General features: G+C 60.4%; 1 protein-coding gene and 1 pseudogene. Both read left to right on the plus strand.

The genetic code is table 11. From position 1 onward, the window contains the following. Positions 1–708 (plus strand): annotated as a pseudogene (locus SGJ19_05675) (serine/threonine-protein kinase). 546 nt (positions 709–1,254) lie between these two features. Continuing rightward, complete coding sequence (locus SGJ19_05680; GenBank protein MDZ4779722.1) at positions 1,255–2,619, plus strand: tetratricopeptide repeat protein; 1,365 nt, start codon at positions 1,255–1,257, stop codon at positions 2,617–2,619. The last annotated feature ends 81 nt before the right edge of the window (positions 2,620–2,700 follow it).

The following is a 2,700-nucleotide window of genomic DNA, read 5'->3' on the forward strand; positions in this document are numbered from 1 at the left end:
GCGGTCCAGCACGCGCATCAAAAGGGGATCATCCACCGCGACCTCAAGCCGTCCAACGTCCTGGTCACGCTCCACGACGGCACGCCCGTCCCTAAGGTGATCGACTTTGGCGTCGCCAAGGCGGTCAACCAGCGGCTCACGGATCGCACCTTGTACACCGCCTTCTCGCAAATGATCGGGACGCCGCTCTACATGAGCCCCGAGCAGGCGGAGCTCAGCAGTCTGGACATTGACACGCGGAGCGACGTGTATTCGCTGGGCGTGCTGCTGTACGAGTTGCTCACCGGCACCACGCCGTTCGACGCTCAAACGCTCAAACAGGCCAGCTTCGACGAGATGCGGCGGATCATCCGCGAGGAGGAGCCGCTCCGCCCCAGTCAGCGCGTCAGCACGCTCGACGCGATGGCCGACTCGACCATTTCCAAGAGCCGCGGCGTCGATGAGCGGAAACTTAGCCGCGTGCTAGCGGGCGACCTGGACTGGATCGTGATGAAAGCCCTGGAAAAAGACCGCAACCGCCGGTATGAATCGGCCAGTGCTTTTGCAGGTGACGTGCAACGCTACCTGAATGACGCACCGGTGCAAGCGCGTCCCACATCGCTCGTTTACCGCTGGCGCAAGTTTGCACGCCGTCACCGACGTCGCGTCGTGGCAACGGCCCTGATGTCACTCTTGCTTGTCGCCGCCACCGTTGTCTTCGGCACAAGCTACGTGCAACGGGTTTCAAGCCAGCGACAGATTGTCGAGCAAGTTCAGCAATCCCTGGGAGCGGCGCGAACGGCGATTGAAGCTGGCGACCTGGTCCTGGCCGGGCAGCGCATGGCCGAAGCCCAAGGCCGGCTGGGCGAACATGGTACGGCGCTGTCGGCAACCGTCGCCGAGGTCGATGAGCTCGCGGCGGAAGTCCAAGCTCGCCGGGCGGACCTGGAACGATACGAGACGTTTAGTCAGTTAGCCCTGGATGCGCAGCAAACCGCCACAGATGCTCAGCAGACCGGCAGAGCGTATTTGTTCGCCATAGAGGCACTTGACGTGTATGCCGTTTTAAGCGATTCGAAGTGGCTCGACCAACTTCATGGGTCGTACCTTACGCCCCAGCAGAATCAACAAGTGCGGGAGGCCGCCTACGAGACCCTGTTGCTGCTGGTCAAAAGTCATCCGGAGGGAGAGCTTCTCGAATGGCTTGACCGTGCCCGTTCGTTCCACGAGCCCACACGAGCCTTCTGGTTCCTTCGCCGGAAGGCGCACGCGCAAATGAACGACGACCAGGCCGCGGCGGACGCTGAGCGGCAGTTTATCGCAACAGAAGCTCGAACTGTGTGGGACCATTGCATACCCAGTCAGGATGTAGTCGACGTCCAAGCCCGGATCCCGTTCTACCAGGCCGCGCTCCGCGTTCAGCCGAATCACTATTATTCACTGTATAGCATCGGTGACTGTTTGGCAGCGGAGGAAGTCAATCGCCTGCCCGAGGCGATCGCCTACTTTTCCGCCTGCATCGCCCTGAGGCAGGACGACGTGGATGCCTGGACGGCGCGAGCCGAATGCCACCGGAAGCTAGGGCACTTGGATGAGGCGGAAGCCGACTACTCGGCCGCCGTTGGCAATGCCCGAGGTAGTTTCGACCAGTTCAACGCTCACGCGAGACGCGGCCGGTTCTATCAAGCCCTGGGAAGGGGCGACGATGCTGAGCGGGATTGGACGCGATACGTCACTATGTCCGAGGAGATCTGGAACAGTGCCCAGTTGAACACAGGACCAGAGAATGCTGGGGCGGTTTTCCACAGGGTGACCAACCTCACACGCATCTATTGGGAGTTGGGACGCTTCGAAGACGCCGTGCAGCTAGCCCGCGATGCATTCTTCAAATTCAAAGCCGAGTTCGGATTGGACAACAAGTATACGCGAGAGACTTTATGTTATCTGTCCGAGTCGTATTCGCGGGCGGGAGATTTCGAAAAGGCCGTCGAGTATCAGCTAGAGGCGGTTCGACTGATGACCGCCAAATGGGGTCCGGATTCTTTTTACGCAACAGTTCACATGCGCAATCTCGCCGAAGTGTACGATCGGGCTCACGATTTTTCAAAGGCCGAATCGCTCTACCGGACGATCTTTGATTCGCGCCGAATCCGGCTCGGTCCCCTTCATCCCCAAACCATGGAAGTCATGGCGCTGATCGGCAGGACTTTACTGCACCAAGGGCGATATGGCGAAGCCGAGTTGCTGCTGCGTGAATGCGTGGCCGTCCTCGACACGAGCCAGCCGCATGCTTGGATGACGTTGCCCGGCAGTGTTAAGTCGCACCTGGGCGGCGCCCTGCTCGGCCTAGCCCACGAGTTGAAGGCTTCCGACGCGGCCGCGGCCGAAGCGAAGCTCGTCGAGGCCGAGCCCTTGCTGCTCGATGGTTACGCAAGCCTCAAGGTCCGTGACGCAAAGTCCCACATCTACGACTCTTACGAAAGGATTTACCTGACTCAAGCAATTCAGCGTCTGGTTGAACTTTACATCGAGTGGGACAAGCCAGACGAAGCCGCCAAGTGGCAAAAGGAGCTGGTGCCGAGGCCGCAGCCCAAACCGGTTCCGTCCGCTGATTTCCCGCCCACACCCGATAAACCGTAGTTACCTTCCCATCAACAAACCCGGCCGGTGAGCGAGCGGCGCTAACCACACTGCTCACCGGCCAGTACGTCCCGCGGCGCA

The sequence above is a fragment of the Planctomycetia bacterium genome, assembly GCA_034440135.1.
In the GTDB taxonomy this organism is placed as follows: domain Bacteria; phylum Planctomycetota; class Planctomycetia; order Pirellulales; family JALHLM01; genus JALHLM01.